The following is a 22432-nucleotide window of genomic DNA, read 5'->3' as shown; positions in this document are numbered from 1 at the left end:
AGGAGGTAAGGTCGACATGCGCAAGCAAATGATCGTGTACTCGGACGGCAAGCCGATCGAGATCGTCATCCGCAATTATACGTTTTCCGATTTCCCCGGCATGATCGCCATTCAGCGGGAGAGCTTTCCGCCGCCGTTTCCGTCCGAGCTGTGGTGGAACGAAGCGCAGCTTCGCGAGCATGTCATGCGATTCCCGGAGGGGGCCTTATGCGCAGAGACGAACGGACGGCTTATCGGGTCCGTCACGGGACTCAAGGTCGGAGACGCGCTGCTGCATGCCGACCACAGCTGGGCGTCCGTCACGGACGGCGGCTATATCCGCAATCACGATCCGCTAGGGGACACCTTGTATATCGTGGATATTTGCGTCATACCCGAGATGCGCAAGGCCGGCATCGGCAAATGGCTGCTGCAGAGCATGTACGAAACGGTCGTCCATCTGCGGCTGAAGCGGCTGCTGGGCGGCGGGCGCATGCCGGGCTACCACCGCGTCGCGGAGGACGTGACGCCGGAAGCATACGTGGCAGGCGTATTGTCCGGCAGGTACAACGATCCCGTCATCACGTTTCTCCTGCGCTGCGGACGGTTGCCCGTCGGCCTCGTGCCCAATTACTTGGAAGACGAGGAGTCCCGCAATCATGCCGCCCTCATGGAGTGGCGGAATCCTTTTCTGTCTTAAACATTCATAGCGTTAAAGGAGCGAAAACAAATGGAGTACATACGCATTCAATCGATCGATCATCCGCTGTTCGCGAAAATGCATGCTTTGATGAAGACCGTATTTCCGCCCGAAGAAGTACTGGCGTTCGAGAAATGGCGCGCGCCGCTGGAAGACGAGGGCATCCATGTCTACGTTGCCGTTCATGACGGCGAAGTGGTCGGCACGACCGAGTATCGGTATTACCCGGCGCTTCGGGTAGCCATGACGGACTTTACGATCGTCGGTCGCCCGGGTCTTGGCATCGGCCGCTTCCTGCTCCGCAACCGCGCGCGTGATCTGCAGCGGCTGGCGGCGGAGAGCGGAACGGTCTCTCTCGGCATGTTCGCGGAGATCTACGATCCCGCGCAGGCGACCTATGAATTCGGCGGTATTTATCCCATGAACCCTTATGTCCGGCGCGAAGTACTCTCGCATATCGGTTACCAGCGCTTGGATTTTCCTTACGTGCACCCTTCCTGGGAAGAAGACGGATCGGCTGTCGGCGGCCTCAATCTCAGCTTCCTGCCGGCCGACGAGGACCTTGCGGAACTGCCTGCCTCGCTCGTCACGGCTTTCCTGACCCAATATTACTCCGCGCTGCCGAACAAACCGGATGAGTGGCACGCGATGATGGAGCAGTTGAAGTCGACCGAGAAATTACGGCTGCTGCCGTTGTAACATTACGAACACGCAACATCGAAGGGAGGCGCGGCAGCTTGTTCATCACGTTTTGGGGGACGGGAGACGCCCTTGGCGTCCCGCGCGTCTACTGTTCTTGCAGGGTTTGCGAAGAGGCCAGGAACGGCGGGGAGAACCGGAGGTTCCGTTCGTTGGTGCAGCTCTCGGACGACGCGTTCGGTACGCTGCTCATCGATTGCGGTCCGGACTGGCGAACCGGCATGGAGGCGGCAAAGCTGCGGCATATCGACGGCTTGCTGATTACCCATGCGCATTTCGACCACATCGCGGGGCTGCCGGAATACGCGGACATGTGCAGGTGGATGGGCCGCAAAGGCAGGGCTTATGCGATGCCGGACGTAATCGACGAGATCCTCGTCCGTTATCCGTGGCTGAACGCGCATATCGAATTCGTGCCGTTTGCCGGCGAGATGAAGTTCGGCGGTTGGCAGGCATCCTGCTGGAAGGTCAACCACGGCAGGAACGGCTTCGCCTACGCGTTTCGCTTCACGGATGCGGCTGGCGGTCGCAGCTTCGCGTACTGCTCGGATTCGATCGCCTTGCAGGGCGAGGAGCTTGATCCGATGCGCGAAGTGGATGTGCTCATTCTCGGGACGAGCTTTTACGAGGAGCCTTATCCGTTCGAGACGCGTTCCGTGTATGACGTAAAGGAAGCAATCGAGCTCGTCGATCGGCTAAAGCCCGGTAAAACGTATTTTACGCATATGTCGCATGATATCGACGTTACCCGCGACTACGGGCTTCCGGCCGGCTCGGCATTCGCGCGAACCGGCCTGACGGTTATCGTTTAGGCGACGGCCGCTTGACTTTTGCGGCGGGCAGCCGCTAAGATAGAAGTAACTTTATGCAGCAAGGGGAAATTTTGATGAGTGTCGGTGTTCTTAACTTCTAAAATTGGATAAATCCTGGGACGCTTATCGTCTCCAGGGACGGAACCGAATGTGAGTACAAGATGGCTTGCCCGTTATGGCGCAGGTTTATCTCGTTACGCCGGATTCGGATCACCCGTCGCCAATGAGTTAAGAACATGACGATTTCCCGCCTGCTGGACGGTGAAAAAGCGTGCTCTTCGAGCACGCTTTTTTCATGCTATGCGGCCTTTCTCCGCCAATCGGAGGGGGCTGCATGTGCATGCAATACCGTGTCCGCCAACAGGAACGGAAGGCGTTTATGCGCTTTCCGTTCCTGTTTTTTTGCGTTCCGAAAATCGAATCGAAAAACAAAACGAATAGGATGGATGCCGCAATGAATCAAACGACGATGAATGCCTTGGAATACCAAAAGATCAAAGCCATGCTGGTTTCGTATACCGTATCGGACGCCGGCAAGACGCTGGCGGAGCGGCTCGAGCCGAGCTATCGGCACCGTCAGGTCGCGGCCTGGTTAAAGGAAACGGAGGAAGCGGCGGCTTTGCTCGCGACGGGGGCCAGCGTGCCGCTCTCCGCGATGGAAGGCATCGGACCGTTCTTGTCGCTGCTCGGGAAAGGCAAACTATTCGCCGAACAGGAGCTTGGCCAGCTTGCCGTGTGGCTGACCTCCGTGGCGCAGATGAAGCGTTATATGGACAACAAGCGCATGGCGGCTCCGACCATCAGCAGCTATGCCGATTCCATGCAGGAATGTCCGGAGCTCGTCCGGGAGCTCGCGCGCTGCATCCGTCATGGCGCGCTGACGGACCAAGCGAGTCCCGAACTCGCGGATATCCGGCGCCATATCGCGGCCGCCGAGGATCGGATCGAACGGAAGCTGAATCAGCTGCTCGGCAAATACAAGAGCGCGCTTCAGGAGCAGCTGGTCAGCAAACGGAACGGCCGATTCGTCATTCCCGTGAAGCGCGATCTGCGCAGGCAGGTGCCGGGAACCGTATGGGACGAATCCGCCAGCGGCCAAACGTTGTTCGTCGAGCCTGCCGACGTGTCCGATTTGCAGGCGGAGCTGCAGCTGTGGAAAAGCGAGGAGGAGCGTGAACGGATGCTGATTCTGGCGGGGCTGTCGGACTTGGCGGAAGCGCATGCCGATGCCTTCCGTTGGAATGCCGAGGCGATGGCGACGTTCGATTTTATTTTCGCGCGGGGAAAGCTCGGGCGGACGTACGCGGGGATCGCCCCGCAGCTCGCGGACCGTCCCTTCGTTCGCTTGGAGGGCGCGCGGCATCCCCTGCTCGGAAAGAAGGCCGTGCCCTTGTCCGTCGAGATCGGCGGCGATTGGCGGCAATTGATCATCACGGGACCGAACACCGGCGGCAAAACGGTCGCGCTCAAGACGCTGGGCCTTTTCGCTCTGATGTGCCAGTCGGGCTTGCTCCTGCCGGCGGAACGGGGAACGGAAATGGGACTGTTCGAGGTCATACTCGCCGATGTTGGCGACGGGCAAAGCATCGAGCAGTCGCTCAGCACCTTCTCCGCGCATATGGCATGCCTCAGCGAAATGCTGAAGGCCGCAAACGGCAGATCGCTCATCCTGCTCGACGAACTTGCCGCGGGGACGGACCCCGGCGAAGGGATCGCCTTGTCGATCGCGGTGCTGGAAGAACTGCTGCAGCGGGGATCGCTCGTGGCGGCGACGACGCATTTTAACGAGATTAAACGGTTTGCTTCCGCTACGGACGGCTGCACGAATGCGCGGATGGCTTTCGACGCCGGCACGCTGATGCCGCTCTACCGATTGGAGATCGGCGAGGCCGGGGACAGCTACGCCTTCGCCATCGCGAGGCGGTTCGGCTTGCCGGATCGGGTCGTGACCCGCGCGGAACAGCGAGCTGGACAATCGGTTCGCGAGCTGGCCGGGGAGGAGCCGCTACCGGCGGAATCGGGATCTGTCGCGAGGCCGTCCGCGGAACGGCAAGCGAGCCCGCGAAGTCGGAGCAAGGCTGCGACCGAACATGCCGATTCGCGCGAAGCGGAAGAACGGAAGGCGAAGCGTCCTTTCGAGGTCGGGGACTGCGTATGGATCTATCCGCTTCGGAGGACGGGGATCGTCTACCGCGCGGCCGACGAGCGGGGGGAGGTCGTCGTTCAAGTGCAGGGGAACAAGCTGGCGTTCAACCGCAAACGGCTGTCGCTCTATATTGCCGGATCGGAGATGTATCCGGAGGGAGACTATGACATGGATATCGTATTCGAGTCGAAAGAAAACCGGAAAAAACGCAGGCTGATGGGACGGAAGCACGCGCCGGGCATTACGATCGTAACGCCTGGCGAAGATGCGGATAAGTAATGCGCAACGCGATTCGCTGCGAATGCGCCTACGGCAATTTAGACCCAGCCGAGGGATTGAACAAGCGCGTCGGCAGCGGCTCTCAGTCCCGGCTCTCGATGACGAGCAGCAATCCGTCTCTAAGGACGATCTTCCCTTCTTCGGCCAGCAATTTGTTGCTGATGCCGATGGATTGTCCGATCTCGATGGTCGCCTCGCGGAGCGGGTATTGAAAGCCGGTCAGCGTAATTCCCGTTACGGTTTCGGTCAGCGGCAGCAGGGAGATATATGCGAATTCCCCGTTCTTGAGCCGCAGTTCTCCGGACGCGAGCCGGATTCGGTTGTGTTCGTCCGCCAAGAAGGCCGGAACGCCTTCCCGCGCCGCGAAGCGAAGCAGGTGCACGTTCGCGAGCGTGTGGTCGAAGCGCGTTCCGAGCGCCCCGACCATCATGATTTCGCGCGGCCCCTTGGCAACAGCGAGACGCCAGGCGAGCTCGGTGTCGGTATAGTCCTTGTCCACGGGGTCGTAATCATGCGTTTCTGCGCTGTTCCGGCGGATCCATTCGAATTCCTTCGGGGTGACGGAATCGAAATCGCCGAGCGCGATGTCGGGCCGAATCCCGTGACGGACCAGGAATAAGGCGCCCGCGTCGGCCCCGATGATATAATCGGTGTCGGGATCGATCAAGGGAAGCGCCCAATCCCCCAGCCGACCGCCCGTCACGATGACGATGCGTTTATCCTTCATGTTCGTTGTTGCCGCCTTTCGATGGTATGGATGCTGCGATGTGCACGCCATGTGATGCATGCTGTGTCTCTTCTGCATAAATGCCGTGTTCTCATCGTAATGGCACGGCATTCGTACGCAGCCCGTATTGTACGCCTGGACCTGCTTTAGCCAGTATACGTCCGCCTGACGCCGTTGACCAGACGCCATGCAGCAAATTACGCTTGAAGATTGCGGCGCCCGCGGCTAAAATAGAAAGGATTTAAGAATAGTGCGGAGTTCTCGGAGGCAACATGAGATGAATGCAGCGATGAATATGGAAATTTTTACGGTATTCAGCATTATCGGCACGATTGCGTTTGCTGTCAGCGGCGCGATCGTGGCCATGGAAGAGGAGTACGATATTCTGGGCGTCTACGTGCTCGGACTCGTCACGGCATTCGGCGGCGGCATCATCCGGAATCTTTTGATCGGCATGCCGATCACGACGATTTGGACGCAGGGCATGCTGCTCAAGACGGCCGTCATTGCCATGACCGTCGCGTTCGTCCTCCCGCTCAAATGGATCCAAACCTGGAAAAAGAGCGAAGCGTTCTTCGACGCCATCGGGCTGTCGGCTTTCGCGATACAAGGCGCCTTGTATGCGACGGGCAAATATCCGATCAGCGCGGTCATCGTAGCCGCGATGCTGACGGGCATCGGCGGCGGCATGATCCGCGACGTGCTCGCCGGCCGAAAGCCGCTCGTGCTGCGGGACGAGATTTACGCGGTCTGGGCCATGTGCGCCGGCGCCGCCATCGGTCTCGGCTGGTTCAAATCGCCGGTGCAGTTGTTCGTGCTGTTCGTGATCGTGATCGCTTTCCGCATGCTGTCGGTGCATCACGGATGGCGGCTGCCGAGACGTTCGCTGAAATACGCGCTGTCGCAGTCGGTGTTCGCGGAAGAAGAACGCGCGGCGGCCGCGAAGAACGAACATAAGGAAGGAGATCGGCCATGATTCGGGTATTGTTTGTATGTCTCGGCAATATATGCCGTTCGCCGATGGCGGAAGCGGTATTCCGGCATCAGCTGCAAGCGGGCGGACTGGAAGACCGGATCGAGGTCGATTCCGCGGGAACGGGGGACTGGCATCTGTGCAAGCCTCCCCACGAAGGGACGCGCGCCTTGCTGGACCGGTACGGCATCTCGTACGAAGGAATCCGCGCCCGGCAGGTGCTGCTGGACGATTTCAATAATTTCGACTATATCGTCTGCATGGACAGCGCCAACGAGCGCGACGTCAGAAAAGTGTTCGGCAGCAAGGCGGACGGCAGCGCGAAGGTGTTCAAATTCATGGATCTCGTGCCTGGCAAATCAAGCAACGACGTCCCGGATCCGTATTATACCGGAAATTTCGATGAAGTGTACGCGCTGGTGGAAGAAGGGTGCAAAAACTTGCTGGCGAAAATCCGGCAAGAACGAGGCTAACGAATTTCCGTATAGCGCGGCAACGACAAAAACCGGAAGTCCCGCTTTGGGAGCTTCCGGTTTTTCATGCGCGCGCCGCCAAGGACGAGCTTCAACTTTCCATGCGCAGAAACGTACGCAGCGCCTCGGGTATGAATTGCTGCCAGAAGCCCCAGATGTGATCGCCGTCATGCTCGCCGTAGATGGTCGAAGCGCCCTTGTTCTCGAGAATCTGCCGCATCTCGCGGTTCAACTCGACGAAATTAAAGATACCGTGGTCGGATTTGAAAGCCGTCTCCTGCAGGCCGACGATCATATAGAGCGCGAGCGGACTGAGATCCCCGGCCTGTTCGGCGATTTCCAGCGAGGCGGGATAAAAGGCGCCCGAGAAGGAAATAATTTGATGGAACAATTTGGGATAAGCCAGCGCGATATGAAAGCTGACCGATCCGCCGAGCGAATCGCCCGCCAGTATGCGCGACTCCGACTCTTGCCGGATCGGATATTTGCCTTCTATGAACGGAATCAGCTCTTCGCCGAAAAACGATACGTACGCATGATGCCTGTCGCCGTCCGGAGCATACTCCGCCGTACGGAGCTTCAGGTCGACGTCGACGCCGACGATGATAAAGGGCTCGATGCCCTCGTCAAGTATGAGCTGGTTCGCGATCGTCGCGATCCGGCCGAAATTGAAAAATTGTTCGCCGTCCTGGCAATAGACGACGGGGTAGCTCAGCAGTTCGCTGTAGCCCGGCGGCAAATAAACGCGGAGGTTGCGGGATTCTTCCGGCAAATAGCGGCTGGTTACGACTTCTTTCACGACCGTTCGTTTTAAATAGCGTTGATCCGTCATGAGATGAAATCTCCTTTCGATTGTTCGAATGTTCGATGTTCGAATATTCGAAACAGCTTGTTTGAAGGCGTCGTTTGGTAAACGATTGCTGAATCGCATTGCATGGATTAGGAACAGTTTGGGTAAACAATAGGGAGGCTAACCAAGGTTGTCCAATGGGAATTTCTGCTGTTGTATTATGCTGTACTATGAATAATTCACATCTGTTACATATACAATTTAGCAGGTTTATAGAGAAAATATTGGCGAGTACAGCGGATTTTAGTGCTTTATGCTTTGACCATTTCGGTTAAACAGGTTTATAATCATTCTATAACAGAGCTACATGTTTTTTCAAATATTCAACTGAGGTGAACAATATGAGCAAGCTGCCTTACGAAGTTCATTCGGAGCCGGTAACCCCGCTTTCCGTCTTGTCTCCTGAAGGAGAAGTCGTTAACGAGGCGTACATGCCGAATTTGACGGACGAGCAACTGAAAGAAATAATGTACCGCATGGTTTTCACCCGCACGTGGGATGAGCGTGCCGTCAACCTGGGCCGTCAAGGACGCCTGGGCTTCTATGCCCCCGTTTCCGGTCAAGAAGCATCCATGGTAGGCAGCGAATATGCCCTGAACAAAGACGATTTCGTCTGCCCGGGCTACCGCGACATGCCGCAAATCGTATGGCACGGCCTCCCGCTGTACCAAGCGTTCCTCTACTCCCGCGGCCATCAGCATGGCGGCCAAGTTCCCGAGGGCGTTCACGTTCTTATGCCGCAAATCATCATCGGCGCACAGATTCTGCATGCTACGGGCGTTGCGATGGCCTTTAAGAAGAAAGGCGAGAAACGCGTAGCCATCACGTATACGGGCGACGGCGGTTCCTCCGAGGGCGATTTCTACGAAGGCTTGAACTTCGCGGGCGCTTTCAAGCTTCCCGTCATTTACGTCGTGCAAAACAACGGCTATGCCATCACGACGCCGTTCGCGAAACAAACGGCAGCCCAATCCATCGCGCACAAAGCGCTTGCAGCCGGCGTTCGCGGCGTGCAAGTCGACGGCATGGACGTTCTGGCCGTCTATAAAGCGGTATCAGAAGCCGCCGAGCGCGGCCGCAACGGCGAAGGCGCGACGTTGATCGAAATGATCACGTACCGCTTCCGTCCGCATTCCATGGCGGATGACACGACGAAATACCGCACGAAGGACGAAGAAGGCGAATGGAGCTTGAAGGATCCGATCGCGCGTTTCGCCAAATTCCTCGAGAAGAAAGGCCTGTGGACGGACGAAGACACGGCCCGCGTGAAAGAGGAAGCGAAAGCGTCCGTCAACGAGAACATCAAAAAGGCGGAAGCGACGGAGAAAATGACGGTCGGCGGTTTGATCGACTCCATGTTCGAAACGACGCCGGCTCACCTGGAAGCGCAAAAAGCCGATTTTCAATAATGGGATGCATATAGAAGCAAGCTAAGGAGGAACTCGCGACAATGGCTCAAATGAACATGAAAGAAGCGATCCGCGATGCAATGCGCGTGGAGCTTAAGAACGATCCGAACGTAATCGTTTTCGGTGAAGACGTCGGTAAAGTCGGCGGAGTTTTCCGCGCGACGGAAGGCCTGCAAGGGGAATTCGGGGAAGAGCGCGTATTCGATACGCCGCTGGCGGAATCCGCGATCGCGGGCATGGCGGTCGGCATGGGGATCCAAGGCTTCCGTCCCGTGGCGGAAATCCAATTCGTGGGCTTTATCTATGAGGCCCTTGACCAAATGTTCGTACAGGCGGCGCGCATGCGTTACCGTTCCGGCGGACGCTACAATGCGCCGATCGTATTCCGCACGCCGTTCGGCGGCGGCGTGAAAGCGGCCGAGCTCCACACCGACTCGTTGGAAGGCTTGGCGATCCAAACGCCGGGCATCAAAGTCATCGTGCCTTCTAACCCGTACGACGCCAAAGGCCTTCTCGTCGCGGCGATCCGGGATAACGATCCCGTGTTCTTCATGGAACACTTGAACCTGTACCATGCGTTCCGCGCGGAAGTGCCGGAAGAAGCGTATACGGTCGAGATCGGCAAAGCGAACGTCGTTCGCGAAGGCGCCGACGTGACGATCATCGCATACGGCCTGATGGTCCACACGGCTCAAAAAGCAGCCGACGAGCTCGAGAAAAACGGCGTCAAGGCCGAGGTCATCGACCTTCGCACGCTGCTTCCGCTCGATATCGAGACGATCGTCGCTTCCATTCAGAAAACGAATCGCGCCATCGTGGTGCAGGAAGCGCAAAAAACGTCAGGCGCCGCTGCCGAGATCATCGCGCAAATCAACGAGCATGCCATCCTTCACCTGGAAGCGCCGGTCCTTCGCGTCGCGGGTCCGGATACGGTGTATCCGTTCGCTCAAATCGAAGACAGCTGGCTGCCCAACGTGGATCGCATCGTGAAGGCCGCTAACCAAGTTCTGAACTTTTAAAGCACCGCTAGACGACAAAGACAGGTCGTGAGACCTGGAAGGAGGTCACGGGACGTGGCAAAGTTTGAATATCGTTTCCCGGAGTTGGGCGAAGGCCTGCATGAAGGCGAAATCGTAAAAATGCATATCAAGCCCGGCGATACGGTAACGGACGAAGATATCATCATGGAAGTGCAGAACGACAAGGCGATCGTCGAGGTTCCTTGTCCTGTAAACGGCAAAGTGCTGGAAGTCCTCGTGAAAGACGGCCAGGTTTGCCACGTAGGCGATATCGTAGCCGTTATCGACGCCGAAGGCGAAGTGCCTGAACAGGCCGCTCCGGCAGGCGGCAACGACAGCGCTCCCGCACCGGCTGCGGAAGCGCCGAAAACCGAAGCGCCTGCGCCGGAAGCTCCGAAGGCGGCATCGCCTGCGGCAGTCCCGGCAGCGGCTCCGGCCTCGAAACCGGCGGGCGGTCTCGTTCTGGCGACGCCGAGCGTACGCAAATTCTCCCGCGAGCAAGGCGTGGATATCTCGACCGTAGCGGGCTCGGGCAAGAACGGCCGCATCACGCGCGAAGATATCACGGCGTTTGCTTCGGGCGGCGGCGCTGCTAGCGCGCCTGCATCCCAAGATGCGGCGGCGGCGGCACCTGCAGCGGAGACGAAATCGGCTCCGGCAGCGGCAGCGCCTATCGGCGACCGCACGGAAGAGCGCGTTCCGTTCAAAGGCATTCGCAAAGCGATCGCGAACGCGATGGTCAAATCCGTTTACACGGCTCCGCATGTGACGATCATGGACGAAGTGGACGTGACGGCGCTTGTCGAGCTTCGCGCGAAAGCGAAGCCGCTCGCCGAGAAGAAGGGCGTCAAGCTGACGTACCTGCCGTTCATCGTGAAGGCGCTCGTCGCGGCCTGCAGAGAGTTCCCGATCGTGAACGCGATGCTCGACGAAGAGAAGCAAGAAATCGTGTACAAGAAATACTACAATATCGGTATCGCAACCGATACGGATAACGGTCTGGTCGTTCCGGTCATTCCGGATGCCGATCGCAAGAATGTATGGATGGTTGCCGACGCGATTCGCGATCTCGCGGTCAAAGCGCGCGACGGCAAGCTGAGCGCGCAAGAAATGCGCGGCAGCACGATCAGCATCACGAATATCGGTTCCGCGGGCGGCATGTTCTTCACCCCGGTCATCAATTTCCCTGAAGTCGCGATTCTCGGCACGGGCCGCATCTCCGAGAAGCCGGTCGTCAAGAACGGCGAGATCGTTATTGGCCAAGTCATGGCGCTGTCCCTTAGCTTTGACCACCGTCTGATTGACGGCGCGACAGCTCAACACTTCATGAATTACATCAAACAGCTGCTTGCTGATCCGCAATTACTAGTAATGGAGGTCTAAAACTATGGTCGTGGGCGATGCTACACTCGATATCGATTTGCTTGTCATTGGTGCTGGACCAGGGGGCTACGTTGCGGCGATCCGCGCGGCGCAGCTCGGTCAAAACGTGCTTGTCGTAGATAAACAATATGTCGGCGGCGTGTGCTTGAACGTCGGATGCATTCCATCCAAGGCGCTCATCTCCGCTTCCCATCAATACGAATCCATCAGCCACGCTTCCGAGTTCGGCATCACGGCATCCGACGTAAAGGTGGAATGGAGCAAGGTGCAGGAGTTCAAGAACGGCGTCGTCAAGAAATTGACGGGCGGCGTCGCTTCGCTCCTCAAAGCGAACAAAATCCAATACTTTGCCGGTGAAGTGATGTTCATCAGCGAGAACGAAGCCCGCGTCTTCAACGAGCAGGAAGCGCCTCGTTACCGGTTCAAGAACTGCATCATCGCGACCGGTTCCCGTCCGATCGAGCTGAAAGCATTCCCTTACGGCGGACGCATCGTGTCTTCGACAGAAGCGCTGTCGCTGCCGGAAATTCCGAAGAGCCTCGTCGTGATCGGCGGCGGCTACATCGGTATCGAACTTGGCCAAATGTACTCGAAATTCGGGACGCAAGTGACGATCATCGAGGGTTCCGATACGATCCTGCCAGGCTTCGATTCCGATATGTCCTCGCTTGTCGCCAAGAAACTCAAAGGCGCCAAAGCCGAGATCGTGACCGGCGCGCAAGCGAAGAGCGCGGAGCAAACGGACAAAGACGTCACCGTGACTTACACGGTCGGCGGCGAAGACAAGCAAGTCACGGCAGACTACCTGCTCGTAACGGTCGGACGCCGTCCGAACACCGACGGCGAGCTTGGCCTTGACCTGATCAACCTCAAGATGTCGGACCGCGGTCTGATCGAGGTTGACGACCAATGCCGGACAAGCATTCCGCATATCTATGCGATCGGCGACATCATTCCGGGTCCGGCGCTTGCGCACAAAGCGATGTACGAAGGCCGCGTCGCGGCTGAAGCCATTGCAGGACAGCCTAGCAAAATCGACTACAAATGCATCCCGCTCGTCGTCTTCTCCGATCCGGAATGCTCCAGCGTCGGCTACAGCGAGAAGGAAGCGAAGGAAAAAGGCTATAATGTCAAAGCGGGCAAATTCCCGTTCAACATCAACGGACGCGCATTGTCGCTTGGCGTAAACGAAGGCTTCGTCAAAATCATCGCGGATGCGGATAACGGCATCGTCCTCGGCGCGCAAATCGCCGGCATCGAAGCGTCCAACATGATCGCGGAGCTCGGCTTGGCCATCGAAATGGGTGCGACCCTCGAAGACATCGCGCTTACGATACATGCGCATCCGACGCTCGGCGAGATCGTTTTGGATGCCGTGGAAGTCGCGCTTGGCCACCCGATTCACGCCATCGCGAAGAAATAATCACGCATACCGGAACAATCGCATAGCTTATTACGGATAAGAGCGAAGAGGTCACGCCGCAGTTGTTCTGCGGCGGGCCTCTTTTTACATAGCCGAGCCTCGGTTTGGCAGCAGAACAGAAGGAGTGGTGACCGGCATGTCCGAAAACAGCAAACCGACCAGCGAATCCCGATCCACCATGATGCAGCTGATTTTTCCGTCCGATACGAATTATCACGGCACGATGTTCGGCGGCAAGGTCATGGAGTATATGGACAAGATCGCGGCGATTACCAGCATGCGGCATGCCAGAGGGCCGGTCGTGACCGCGTCGACGGACAGCCTGGATTTCGTTGCGCCGATCCGGGTGGGCGACGTGATCGACGTCGAGGCGTACGTAACTTGGACGCACCGAAGCTCCATGGAAATTTACGTGAAGGTGGAGACGGAGAACCTCTACACCGGGGAACGCAAAACGGCGGTTACCGCGTTCTTCTCGTTCGTCGCGCTGGACGAGAACGGCAAGCCGAAGCCGGTCGCGGCCGTGATTCCGGAGACGGACGAAGAACGGGCGCTTCACGGCTCGGCGCCTGCCCGATATGAGCTTCGCATGCAGCGAAAGCGGGACAGAACCGACATAAAGTGATAAAATAACAGAAATAGCATTCGGCGTCATTCGCTGAGGAACGGGAGTGGAATGAGGTTGAGTACAAGCGAACAGCAATACTTGGATTTGCTTCGGCATGTGTTGAAGCATGGCGCGCGGAAGGAAGACCGGACCGGAACGGGGACGCTGTCGGTCTTCGGCTACCAGATGCGCTTTGATTTGAAAGCGGGCTTTCCGCTTCTGACGACCAAGCGGGTGCCGCTTCGCTTGATCGCGAGCGAACTCCTGTGGTTCATGAAGGGCGATACGAATATTCGTTACCTGCTTCAGCATCGGAACCATATATGGAACGAGTGGGCATTCAAGAAATGGGTCGAGAGCGACGCCTATGAAGGGCCGGACATGACGAACTTCGGCTTGCGTTCGCAGCAGGACGAAGAGTTCAATCGGCTTTACCAGGAACAGGAGCAGCTGTTCGTGGCGCGCATCCTGAACGACGAGCATTTTGCGGCCGAATTCGGGGACCTCGGCAACGTGTACGGAAAGCAGTGGCGAAGATGGCAGACGTCGCAAGGGGAGACGATCGACCAGCTCCAGAACGTCATCGCGGAAATCAAACGCAATCCGGATTCCAGGCGGCTGCTCGTGACGGCTTGGTCGCCGGAAGACGCGACGCCGCAGCGTTCCGCGCTGCCTCCGTGCCACACGATGTTCCAATTCTACGTGGCGGACAATAAGCTGTCCTGCCAGCTGTACCAGCGCAGCGGCGACATTTTCCTCGGCATTCCGTTCAATATCGCGAGCTATGCGCTCCTGACGCATATGATCGCGCAGGAATGCGGACTGGACGTCGGCGAGTTCGTGCATACGATCGGGGATGCGCATATCTATTTGAACCACTTGGACCAAATCGATACCCAGCTCGGCCGCGAGCCGAAGCCGCTTCCGGCATTGAAGCTGAATCCGGATGTTTCGTCCGTCTTCGATTTCGAAGTCGACGACATTCAAATAGAAGGCTACGAGCCGCATCCTTCCATTAAAGCGCCCGTCGCGGTGTAAACATTCGAAGATCGGCAAGCAGCCGAAGGGAGCGTGACGGAAAGATGAGCATGACGATGATTGCCGCGATGGCACGCGACCGCGTCATCGGCATCGACAATGCGATGCCTTGGCATCTGCCGGCAGAGATGGCGCATTTTCGCCGGTCGACGGCCGGCAAGACCGTGATCATGGGAAGGAAGACGTTCGAGTCGTTCGGCGGCCCGCTCAAGAACAGGCGCAACGTGGTGCTGACGCGCAGCGAGGCTTATGCGCCGGAGGGCGCGGAGACCGTGCATTCCGTTGATGACGCGATATCGGCATTCGGCGGGGAAGACGAGCTGATGATTATCGGCGGCGCGGAGATCTACAAGCAATTCCTGCCCCATGCGGACAAGCTGCTGCTCACCGAGGTGGAGGCATCCTTAGAAGGAGATACCCGGTTTCCGGACTTCGACGAATCGGAGTGGCGGGTCGAGAACCGTGATTTCCATGCTCGAGACGAGAAAAACGCCTACGATTTCACCATCGTTACCTACGTGAGGACGAAGTCCGCCAACTGAAGGCTGCTGCGCCAAACGTCGAACATTATGTTACAAAGTGCAAATGATTGTACGGAAAATCCATTTAATGAATAGGACCTTATTGCTACGATATTGGAAATAGTTTATGGGAAAGTTTGATATTGAATAATAGTGGTTTTCTCGATATAGTTTTGAGAGAGAATACGAACATTCGGCAATGGGAAAATGGATGGAGGAAAGCGATCATGTCTACACCTACAGGATTTATGGACTACAAACGCGAGCTGCCTGCTGACCGGGATCCGCTGGAACGGATCAAGGATTGGAATGAATTTCATAAGCATTTCAGCGACGATCAACTGAAAACGCAAGGCGCGCGCTGCATGGATTGCGGTACGCCATACTGCCATACCGGCATCGAGCTTCCGGGCGGCACTTCCGGCTGTCCGGTCAACAACCTGATCCCGGAATGGAACAATCTCATTTATCGCGGACTGTGGCGCGAAGCGCTCGACCGTTTGCATAAAACGAACAATTTCCCGGAGTTCACCGGTCGCGTATGCCCGGCGCCGTGCGAAGGCTCCTGTACCGTCGGCCTCATCGGCGACGCCGTCACGATCAAGACGATCGAATCGGCGATCATCGATAAAGGCTTCGAGGAAGGCTGGGTCGTACCGCAGCCGCCTCACATGCGCACCGGGAAGAAAGTCGCGGTCGTCGGTTCGGGTCCTGCGGGACTTGCGACGGCGGCGCAATTGAACAAAGCCGGCCATAACGTTACGGTCTACGAACGTGCCGACCGAATCGGCGGATTGCTCACGTACGGCATTCCGACGATGAAGCTGGACAAGAAGGTCGTGCAGCGCCGCGTCGATCTTCTCGAAGCGGAAGGCATCAATTTCGTGACCAACGCCGAAGTCGGCACGAACGTTCCGGCCGAGCAGCTGATGAATGAATTCGATGCCGTCGTCCTTTGCGGAGGCGCTACGAAAGCGCGCGACGTCGAGATCGAAGGCCGCGATTTGAACGGGGTTCATATGGCGATGGATTACCTGAACGGCACGATCAAGAGCTACCTGGATTCCAATTTGGAAGACGGCAACTATATCAACGCGGAAGGCAAAGACGTCATCGTTATCGGCGGCGGCGATACGGGTACGGACTGCGTGGCTACGGCGCTCCGCCACGGCTGCAAAACCGTTACCCAATTCGGTACGCACGGCAAAGCTCCGCTTGCGCGCGATAACGACAAGAACCCTTGGCCGCAATTCCCGAACGTCTACACGCTCGATTACGCGCAAGAGGAAGCTCGCGCACTGTACGGCGAAGATCCGCGCGCTTTCTCCGTGCTGACGAAGAAATTCGTCGGCGACGAGAACGGCAAGCTGAAGGAACTGCACACGGTGCAAATCGAGCGTACGGTGGACGAAACCGGCCGCAAGATCTACAAAGAGATCCCGGGCACGGAGAAAGTATGGCCGGCCGATCTCGTACTGATCGCGGTTGGCTTCGAAGGACCGGAGAATACGCTGATCCAGAAGCTCGGCTTGGAGCAGGACCGTCGTTCCAACGTGAAGGCGGTTTACGGCAAATACAGAACGAACGTGGATAAAGTGTTCGCCGCCGGCGACATGCGCCGCGGACAAAGCCTCGTCGTGTGGGCGATCAACGAAGGCCGCGAGGCTGCCCGCGAAGTGGACCGCTATTTGATGGGATCTTCGATGCTTCCTTAAATTCACCTTCATACGCGATCCAATGTAACCCATTTATGAAATTAAGCGCCCCTCGGGCGCTTTTTATTTCGTTGCGCCTACTTGAAAGGAGTGACCATCGTGATACAATATGGTTCCGAAACCGTCACGCAGTTGAAGTTCCGATCGTTCAAACCGCGCCTGGAGCGCCGCGACAATCAGTGGATCGATATCGAGCTTGCGGTCGAGGTCGAGGATCGTACGCCGGTACCGGAAGGGCTGGCGGATCTAACGGCGCTCGTCATCTGCACGCACGGCGGCGCAATCGCGCAAATCGTGCCGCTCGACGAAGGCACGGATTGCGAATTCCAATTCACGTCCGACGAGAAAGAGCAGATCGGCGCGTACGTCGCAGGCAGCGAGATGCAGGCTGCCATTGCAAATCTAGCGCGCAACGAGGACTAGCTGTGGTACTATTATCCTGAGATCTTGACTGTTCAGGAGGGCGATGTCATGTACAGCAATGCCGCGGGCGTGCTAACGAGAGCTGACATCCATAAAATTCGCCATTACGTCCATCATAAGCACGGCGATTTGCCAAGCGAACGGCGTGCCGAAATCGTCGCGGATGCGATGCAGCGCATCGTGCTGCGCCAGCTGCCGGAGTTTCCGGAAGAACAGAAGCAGACCGTCATGAGAACGGTGCTGCGGGACGTCGTTGCCGGAAGAGGAATGCCCGTCAACGATTCGTTTATCTTCGAAGCCTGCATGAAATTGGATGCCGCCGGCGAGCCGGAGCTGCTGGAGCCGCTGCATGCCTGGGCGGAGAAGCGCCTGGGTACCGTCATCGCCCCGGCTTTGTTCCGGGAGGCCGTAGCCGAAGGCAAGCGGATCGCGTTTGCGCCCGAACTGGGCTTAACGGCCTGGGATGCGGTGATCGGAACCGTCGGGCTTCAGGACCCTGGGCGCCTCGCCGGCCGAAGCTCGCTAGGAATTGATGGTGCGCAGGCATTGCCTGGAGCGAATCGGACGCGAACGAAGCCGGGCGTTTACTTGGCGATGTCCGTCGTGCTGTGCGCGGCGATGCTCGGTTACGGGTGGTGGTCGCTTCGGCCGGCTCCGGTCGCGAACGAACGTTCGCACGTCGTAACGCGGGTACCGGTGCAGATGCCTCCGGTCGTGAAGCTGAAGAACGCGCTGCCTGACCATCTGCGCTATGCCGAGGTCGATCGTCAGAGGCTCGTCCGTTATTTGCGAACCAAATCCTCCTTGCTCGCCGAAGAGCCTTACTTAAGCGCGATTATTAAGGCCGCTAAAGACCACGACATCCATCCGCTGCTGCTGTTCGCAATCACGGGCCAGGAGCAGGGATTCGTGCCTAAAACGGCCAAGAACGCCGCTAAAATCGCCAACAACCCCTTCAACGTGTTTTATAGCTGGAAGTCGTTCAACACGACGATCGACGAATCCGCGCGAATCGCGGGCAATACGATTAACCGTTTGAGCTTCGAGCGGCCGGACAACGTCGACCCCGTCAAATGGATCAACCGCGAATACGCGGAGGATACGAACTGGTCGAACGGCGTGAACAGCCTGTTCAAAGCAATGATCGCCCAGATTACGACGGACAAGTAACGGTAAAGAAGAGGGATGGTCCTGAAAACATTAATCATTGCGGAAAAACCCGATATGGGCCGGACGATTGCCGCCGTCTTGGAACCGAAGGCGCAAAACAAACGCACGTATTTGGAAGGCGAGCGCTACATTATTACGTGGGCGATCGGTCATCTGGTCAGCTTGGCCGAACCGGATCAATACGACCCGAAATACAAACGTTGGAACGAGGCTGACCTGCCCATCATCCCCGATCGATTCAAGCTTTGGCCGAACGCGCGGACGAAGGATCAGCTGACGATCATCGGCGATCTGTCGAAACGCTGCGGCCGGCTGGTCAATGCATGCGATGCCGGGCGCGAAGGCCAGCTTATTTTCCATCTCATTCGGCAGTATTTGAAGCTGCCGCAGCCGACGGACCGGTTGTGGATATCCGACCTGACGCCGGAAACGATCCGCCGCGGTTTCGACGGACTTCGCAGCGACGCCGAATACGACGATCTGACGCGTGCAGCGCGCGCTAGGAGCGAAGCGGACTGGCTGGTCGGTATGAATGCGTCTCGCGCCTTTACGATCCGGCACAAGGCGTTGCTGTCCGTCGGGCGCGTGCAGACGCCGGTGCTGGCGCTGCTCTACGATCGGCATAAGGAAATCACGGCCTTCAACAGCGAGACATTCTTCATCGTACAGGCGGCGTTCAGCCAGCAGGATTTCGATTATAAGGGGATCTGGCAGGGCGACCGCATTACGAAGCGCGAAGAGGCGGAGGCGCTCGCCGCCAAAGTGAAAGGCAAGCCCGGGCGCATCGTCAGCTACACCGTGAACGAGTCCAAGGAATATCCGTACCGCCTCTATGATCTGACTCTGCTGCAGCGCGAAGCGAACGGCAGATACGGTTATCCGGCCAAGAAGACGCTGGATATCGCGCAGGCGCTCTACGAGAAGCACAAAGTCATCTCGTATCCGCGGACAAGCTCCAACTACGTTACGGAAGAGAACATCCCCGTCATGGGCAATGTCCTGCAAATGCTCAAAGGGACGTCGTACGCGGACCTTGCCAACGGTGCCGACCGCAGCCGCGTGCACAAAGGAAACCGGGCGGTCTGCAATCCGGCCAAAGTCGAAGACCATCACGCGATCTTGCCGACGCCCAAGAAGCCGGGGACGCTGAGCACCGAGGAACAGCATATATACGATATGATCGTGCGGCGGTTCCTGTCGCACTACTATCCGCCTGCGGTGTATAACAATCACGAAGTGATCACGGAGGTCGAAGGCGAGTCGTTCCGTACGCGGGCCAAGGAGCAGCTCGACATCGGTTGGCGCGTCGTGCTGGATCAAACGGAAGGAAGCGCGGCAAAGGCAAAAGGCAAAGGCAAGAAAAAGTCCGCGGACGCGGCGGATGATGGCGAGGATGATTTGGTCGAGACGGATCGACCGTTCTCCGTGAATGCCGACCAGCCGGTTCATTGCGACAATGCGGCCGCCGTAGAGAAGGAAACAAAACCGCCGAACCCTTATACGGAGGGTACGCTCCTGAAGGCGATGGAGAGCGCCGGCAAATCCATCGAGGACGAAGAGCTCCGCGATGCCATGAAGCAGACGGGACTCGGAACGCCGGCCACGCGGGCGGCCACGATCGAACGGCTGAAGCAGGTCGGCTATATCACGACCGCGGGGAAGCGGCTCGATATTACGATCAAAGGCTGCACGGCCATCGAGCTGATACGCGGCGCCGGCGTCGAGCTGCTGGCTTCGCCGGAGATGACGGGCCGCTGGGAGCAGCGCCTCCATCAAATCTCCAAAGGAGAAGCATCGGATGAACAGTTCATCGCGAAGGTGAAGCAGTTCGCGGAGATGATCGTGGCGAAAGTGAAGCTGCAGCAGCAGGCGGCGGCCAACTTATTCGATGAACCGGAATCCGGCGGCAAAAGCGGAGCCAAAGTGAAGGGGCGCGCTTCGAAGACAACCGCGCGCAAGGATGCGTCGCCGCGAAAAGCTGGCGCTTCCGCCGAACGCAGCGGCGCGAGGTCCAAGTCCGCCGCCGCAGCCGGAACGAGATCGCCGAGAACCGCGTCTACGGCTGATGGACCGAACCGGTCGGCAAGCAGCGGTTCCGGAGCGCGCGCTGCCGCTTCGAGAAGCTCCTCATCTCGCGCGGGGAGCGAGAAGCCGTCCGCGACGGTAAACAGCCGAAGCGAGAAGCCGTCCGTGACCGGAAGCAGCCGGAGCGAGAAGGCGACCGCGACGGTAAACAGTCGAAGCGAGAAGTCGATCTCGACTCGACCAGTCACGACCCAACAAGGCACGACCCGACAAGCGGCTCCGCGCGGTACGTTCGCGGCATGTCCGCGTCCGGGCTGCGGCGGACAATTGATCGAAGGCAAACGCGGCTACGGATGCCTGCGGTTCAGGGAAGGCTGTACCTTCGTGATCTGGAAGGAACAACTGGGGAAAACCATTACGCCCGCCATGGCGAAAGCGCTGGCGGAGAGCGGCGAATCGCGGAAATCGACGTTCAAGCTGGGAGATGGTACGACCGTATCGGGCAAATGGCGGTTGACCGACCCACTGACCGGAACGATCGCATTCCAACAGTCAACCTGACCTGGTAAGAATGAATAATAAAAATAAGCTTTCGGCGGCTGTCACATGGCAGCTGCCGAAAGCTTATTTGGCTTCAAGGGTGAACATGGGCACTGATTTAAGTCAGGCGCGTTCGCTCCGTATCGGTAGATCGCGAAAACTGCGCGACAACGTAGTTCTGGATGCTGCCCGGAATTTCGGAGAGCTGGTTCAACGTGAGGAACGCGCCTTTCGGTTCAACGTCGATCCCGACGATATTATAGACCCATTCCGCGTCCGTTTTCATATGGATCGCGTTGATACCGGTCGTCAAGGCGGGAATGACGTCGGTGCGAATCGAGTTGCCGATCATCCAGGTCGATGTCCGATCGAAGTTCCCTTCCTGCAGGATGCCTTCCATCGCTTCGGTGTTCTTCTTGGAACGTACGTAAATACGTGGACCAAAATAACGGTCCAGTTGCATTTGGTCGATTTTTTTGCGCTGAATGAGCAGCTCGCCGCCCGTATACAGGTGCAGCTCGTGACCCTGGGAAGAGAGCTCGTAAAGCGTTTCCTCCATATTCGGGTAGGGCTCCGCTTGAAAATCATATACGCTGTGCCCTAGCTTCCATAAGAAATCCTCTTCGGCCGCGGAAGTGGAACGGCCCAGCAGATTGGAAAAATGACGGTAGGTTTCAATGAACGACTGCGGGAAATGATCGCTCTTGAATCCTTCGACATGCACGCCGGCAATATCGATTTCCGTCTGCATGTCGCGGATTTCCTCGGGCGTGACTCCATATCCCCGGAACCAATCCATCATGCAATCCGTAAATTGTTCCACGACGAAGAAGAAATACTTGTTGCAGTAAATAAGCGTATCATCGAGATCGAATAGAATGGTTTGTTTCATCTTAGGCACGGCTCCTTCCCCGGATGATTTCGCTGTAGATTCAATCTACCGCATCTTGGGATTCGCCGTCAAATCGTATACCGCTGGGATGATTTACAAATACTGTAGCCGGAGGTGATGAGGTGTGGCACTGAATAAGAACGGCAAGCGAAACCGCAATGACGGTGAGCCTGGGATGAAAGAGTATTATGTAAGCCTTAAGCCGGAAAAAGCGGCGAACAGGCCGGCAAGCTTAAACGGCATTAACAAACAGCTGCCTTAAATCATCATCGAGAAATAGTCATCGGAAGATTTGGGGCGTCCATATGTCAGCGGTATTCACGAGGAAACAGGCTGGCATATGGCGACCCGGGGGATAGGACATTACGCATATTTGTTCAACTTGGCGGTAAGGTCTTGTTTGATGAAAGCGAGCCGCTTCCGGACGTAGAAATCATAGCTGGCGCCCTTCAATTCGCGGGGGCTTATGACCGCATCCTCACTGTTGTCGATAATGGTCAACGAGCCGTTGGAATAAAACTTGAAGGTAAGATCCCGGAAAGGTCGATGCGTCTCGATAAAACGATAGTTTTCACAGTTTGTCATGATGGGTAGCCTCCTAACGGTTAAAGGGAGATTAGAACATTTGT

22 protein-coding genes are annotated in these 22432 nt (G+C 57.4%); 18 read left to right on the top strand and 4 right to left on the bottom strand.

The features are described 5' to 3' along the window. Positions 1 to 16 precede the first annotated feature (16 nt). The 4 genes from AC50YL_RS11150 to AC50YL_RS11135 all read left to right on the top strand — a co-directional run bounded on the left by AC50YL_RS11150 (position 17) and on the right by AC50YL_RS11135 (position 4615). A complete protein-coding gene (locus tag AC50YL_RS11150; RefSeq protein WP_494831902.1) occupies positions 17 to 679 on the top strand; it encodes a GNAT family N-acetyltransferase in 663 nt (220 codons plus the stop codon). 30 nt (positions 680 to 709) lie between these two features. Further along, a complete protein-coding gene (locus AC50YL_RS11145; protein ID WP_494831900.1) occupies positions 710 to 1378 on the top strand; it encodes a GNAT family N-acetyltransferase in 669 nt (222 codons plus the stop codon). 38 nt (positions 1379 to 1416) lie between these two features. Beyond that, positions 1417 to 2190, top strand: a complete 774-nt coding sequence (locus tag AC50YL_RS11140; protein WP_494831899.1) for an MBL fold metallo-hydrolase — start codon at positions 1417 to 1419, stop codon at positions 2188 to 2190. A gap of 454 nt (positions 2191 to 2644) precedes the next feature. Continuing rightward, on the top strand, positions 2645 to 4615 hold the full coding sequence (locus AC50YL_RS11135) for an endonuclease MutS2 (protein ID WP_494831897.1): 1971 nt from the start codon (positions 2645 to 2647) through the stop codon (positions 4613 to 4615). Between the two features lie 82 nt (positions 4616 to 4697). On the opposite strand, the gene AC50YL_RS11130 is transcribed toward AC50YL_RS11135, so the two are convergent. After that, a complete protein-coding gene (locus AC50YL_RS11130; protein WP_494831895.1) occupies positions 4698 to 5342 on the bottom strand; it encodes a thiamine diphosphokinase in 645 nt (214 codons plus the stop codon). Positions 5343 to 5637: 295 nt separating this feature from the next. On the opposite strand from AC50YL_RS11130, the gene AC50YL_RS11125 reads away from it, so the two are divergent. Beyond that, entirely contained in the window at positions 5638 to 6318 is a 681-nt protein-coding gene (locus tag AC50YL_RS11125) for a trimeric intracellular cation channel family protein (protein WP_494832542.1), read from the top strand. Further along, positions 6315 to 6788 carry a low molecular weight protein-tyrosine-phosphatase gene (locus AC50YL_RS11120; protein WP_494831894.1) on the top strand — a complete coding sequence of 158 codons (474 nt, stop codon included), beginning with the start codon at positions 6315 to 6317 and terminating at the stop codon, positions 6786 to 6788. The genes AC50YL_RS11125 and AC50YL_RS11120 overlap by 4 nt, the downstream gene beginning before the upstream one ends. Positions 6789 to 6879: 91 nt before the next feature. Here the strand turns inward: AC50YL_RS11120 and AC50YL_RS11115 are convergent, their stop codons facing one another. After that, positions 6880 to 7620: an alpha/beta hydrolase gene (locus AC50YL_RS11115; protein ID WP_494831893.1), complete on the bottom strand. Its 741-nt coding sequence runs from the start codon at positions 7618 to 7620 to the stop codon at positions 6880 to 6882. Between the two features lie 359 nt (positions 7621 to 7979). On the opposite strand from AC50YL_RS11115, the gene pdhA reads away from it, so the two are divergent. From pdhA to AC50YL_RS11060, 11 genes are all read left to right on the top strand, one after another. After that, positions 7980 to 9047, top strand: coding sequence for a pyruvate dehydrogenase (acetyl-transferring) E1 component subunit alpha (pdhA, locus tag AC50YL_RS11110; protein WP_494831892.1), 1068 nt, complete (start codon positions 7980 to 7982; stop codon positions 9045 to 9047). Positions 9048 to 9088: 41 nt separating this feature from the next. Then, on the top strand, positions 9089 to 10066 hold the full coding sequence (locus AC50YL_RS11105) for an alpha-ketoacid dehydrogenase subunit beta (protein WP_494831891.1): 978 nt from the start codon (positions 9089 to 9091) through the stop codon (positions 10064 to 10066). Between the two features lie 54 nt (positions 10067 to 10120). Continuing rightward, positions 10121 to 11449 (top strand): dihydrolipoamide acetyltransferase family protein, encoded by a 1329-nt coding sequence (locus AC50YL_RS11100; RefSeq protein ID WP_494831889.1) that lies wholly within the window; start codon positions 10121 to 10123, stop codon positions 11447 to 11449. Positions 11450 to 11453: 4 nt separating this feature from the next. Next, positions 11454 to 12872 (top strand): dihydrolipoyl dehydrogenase, encoded by a 1419-nt coding sequence (lpdA, locus tag AC50YL_RS11095; RefSeq protein ID WP_494831887.1) that lies wholly within the window; start codon positions 11454 to 11456, stop codon positions 12870 to 12872. A gap of 136 nt (positions 12873 to 13008) precedes the next feature. Beyond that, positions 13009 to 13497 (top strand): acyl-CoA thioesterase, encoded by a 489-nt coding sequence (locus tag AC50YL_RS11090; protein ID WP_494831886.1) that lies wholly within the window; start codon positions 13009 to 13011, stop codon positions 13495 to 13497. A gap of 57 nt (positions 13498 to 13554) precedes the next feature. Next, a complete protein-coding gene (locus AC50YL_RS11085) occupies positions 13555 to 14517 on the top strand; it encodes a thymidylate synthase (protein ID WP_494831884.1) in 963 nt (320 codons plus the stop codon). A gap of 44 nt (positions 14518 to 14561) precedes the next feature. Next, the gene (gene folA / locus AC50YL_RS11080) at positions 14562 to 15059 is read left to right on the top strand and encodes a type 3 dihydrofolate reductase (RefSeq protein ID WP_494831883.1); all 498 of its coding nucleotides are present in this window, start codon (positions 14562 to 14564) and stop codon (positions 15057 to 15059) included. A 206-nt stretch (positions 15060 to 15265) separates the two neighbouring features. Beyond that, the gene (locus AC50YL_RS11075; RefSeq protein WP_494831882.1) at positions 15266 to 16753 is read left to right on the top strand and encodes a glutamate synthase subunit beta; all 1488 of its coding nucleotides are present in this window, start codon (positions 15266 to 15268) and stop codon (positions 16751 to 16753) included. 99 nt (positions 16754 to 16852) lie between these two features. Beyond that, positions 16853 to 17176, top strand: a complete 324-nt coding sequence (locus AC50YL_RS11070; protein ID WP_494831881.1) for a hypothetical protein — start codon at positions 16853 to 16855, stop codon at positions 17174 to 17176. Positions 17177 to 17224: 48 nt separating this feature from the next. Further along, positions 17225 to 18346, top strand: coding sequence for a hypothetical protein (locus tag AC50YL_RS11065; protein WP_494831880.1), 1122 nt, complete (start codon positions 17225 to 17227; stop codon positions 18344 to 18346). 21 nt (positions 18347 to 18367) lie between these two features. Next, positions 18368 to 20932 carry a DNA topoisomerase 3 gene (locus AC50YL_RS11060; protein WP_494832540.1) on the top strand — a complete coding sequence of 855 codons (2565 nt, stop codon included), beginning with the start codon at positions 18368 to 18370 and terminating at the stop codon, positions 20930 to 20932. A 97-nt stretch (positions 20933 to 21029) separates the two neighbouring features. Here AC50YL_RS11060 and AC50YL_RS11055 read toward each other — a convergent pair whose 3' ends face one another. Beyond that, on the bottom strand, positions 21030 to 21803 hold the full coding sequence (locus AC50YL_RS11055) for an HAD family hydrolase (protein ID WP_494831879.1): 774 nt from the start codon (positions 21801 to 21803) through the stop codon (positions 21030 to 21032). Positions 21804 to 21927: 124 nt separating this feature from the next. Between AC50YL_RS11055 and AC50YL_RS11050 the strand changes: the two genes are divergently transcribed. Further along, on the top strand, positions 21928 to 22065 hold the full coding sequence (locus tag AC50YL_RS11050) for a hypothetical protein (protein WP_494831878.1): 138 nt from the start codon (positions 21928 to 21930) through the stop codon (positions 22063 to 22065). A gap of 101 nt (positions 22066 to 22166) precedes the next feature. Here AC50YL_RS11050 and AC50YL_RS11045 read toward each other — a convergent pair whose 3' ends face one another. Further along, positions 22167 to 22388 carry a hypothetical protein gene (locus tag AC50YL_RS11045; protein ID WP_161741908.1) on the bottom strand — a complete coding sequence of 74 codons (222 nt, stop codon included), beginning with the start codon at positions 22386 to 22388 and terminating at the stop codon, positions 22167 to 22169. Positions 22389 to 22432: the final 44 nt, after the last annotated feature.

Source organism: Paenibacillus sp. J22P277 (assembly GCF_059383675.1).
The sequence above is the reverse complement of the archived record's forward strand: the minus strand, read 5'-3'. Positions and strand labels throughout refer to the sequence as shown.

Coding starts and splice junctions, on each gene's coding strand:
- AC50YL_RS11150 (WP_494831902.1), top strand. CDS start 17: ATGCGCAAGCAAATGATCGTGTACTCGGACGGCAAGCCGATCGAGATC.
- AC50YL_RS11055 (WP_494831879.1), bottom strand. CDS start 21,803: ATGAAACAAACCATTCTATTCGATCTCGATGATACGCTTATTTACTGC.
- AC50YL_RS11135 (WP_494831897.1), top strand. CDS start 2,645: ATGAATCAAACGACGATGAATGCCTTGGAATACCAAAAGATCAAAGCC.
- AC50YL_RS11120 (WP_494831894.1), top strand. CDS start 6,315: ATGATTCGGGTATTGTTTGTATGTCTCGGCAATATATGCCGTTCGCCG.
- AC50YL_RS11115 (WP_494831893.1), bottom strand. CDS start 7,620: ATGACGGATCAACGCTATTTAAAACGAACGGTCGTGAAAGAAGTCGTA.
- pdhA (WP_494831892.1), top strand. CDS start 7,980: ATGAGCAAGCTGCCTTACGAAGTTCATTCGGAGCCGGTAACCCCGCTT.
- AC50YL_RS11065 (WP_494831880.1), top strand. CDS start 17,225: ATGTACAGCAATGCCGCGGGCGTGCTAACGAGAGCTGACATCCATAAA.
- AC50YL_RS11130 (WP_494831895.1), bottom strand. CDS start 5,342: ATGAAGGATAAACGCATCGTCATCGTGACGGGCGGTCGGCTGGGGGAT.
- AC50YL_RS11105 (WP_494831891.1), top strand. CDS start 9,089: ATGGCTCAAATGAACATGAAAGAAGCGATCCGCGATGCAATGCGCGTG.
- AC50YL_RS11145 (WP_494831900.1), top strand. CDS start 710: ATGGAGTACATACGCATTCAATCGATCGATCATCCGCTGTTCGCGAAA.
- AC50YL_RS11090 (WP_494831886.1), top strand. CDS start 13,009: ATGTCCGAAAACAGCAAACCGACCAGCGAATCCCGATCCACCATGATG.
- AC50YL_RS11075 (WP_494831882.1), top strand. CDS start 15,266: ATGTCTACACCTACAGGATTTATGGACTACAAACGCGAGCTGCCTGCT.
- AC50YL_RS11125 (WP_494832542.1), top strand. CDS start 5,638: ATGGAAATTTTTACGGTATTCAGCATTATCGGCACGATTGCGTTTGCT.
- AC50YL_RS11045 (WP_161741908.1), bottom strand. CDS start 22,388: ATGACAAACTGTGAAAACTATCGTTTTATCGAGACGCATCGACCTTTC.
- folA (WP_494831883.1), top strand. CDS start 14,562: ATGAGCATGACGATGATTGCCGCGATGGCACGCGACCGCGTCATCGGC.
- lpdA (WP_494831887.1), top strand. CDS start 11,454: ATGGTCGTGGGCGATGCTACACTCGATATCGATTTGCTTGTCATTGGT.